Annotated in this window: 1 protein-coding gene; it reads right to left on the bottom strand. The window is 70.1% G+C overall.

The window, feature by feature from the left end:
- A partial coding sequence (locus tag DYI42_RS24020; RefSeq protein WP_440870666.1) for a hypothetical protein occupies positions 1-365 on the bottom strand: 365 nt, incomplete at both ends.

The raw sequence follows: 365 nt of genomic DNA, 5'->3' as shown, positions 1-365 counted from the left end.
GCTTTCCTGGCCGTCGGGCCAAAGGGCAGATCGGCGCTGACCACCAGCCCGGCCTTGAGCCCCGAGGCGGCGAGCGTTTCGGTGACCTCCTCGGGCGCATAGGCCGTAGAGCCATTGTCGAACAGCACCACGCCCTCCGCGCCCTGCGCCCGCACATGGTGCCGCGCCCAGTCGCCGATCCAGGCAAGGTCGTTGTCCTTGCTCTTGGTCGTCAGGCAACACAGCCCGTCAAACTCCGGCCTCGGCCTCCAAATGGCAGTGCGCAGCACGGCGCCGCCTGCCTCCGGGGGCAGCGCCACCTCCAGCACTTGCCCCGGGTCGCCTCCCGCCAGCCAGACCTCGTCCCACCGGCGAAAACGCCGCAT

Origin of the sequence: Vannielia litorea (assembly GCF_018424695.1) — a bacterium.
Classification (GTDB): Bacteria; Pseudomonadota; Alphaproteobacteria; order Rhodobacterales; family Rhodobacteraceae; genus Vannielia; species Vannielia litorea_A.
This window is presented reverse-complemented; position numbering and strand designations above follow the sequence as displayed.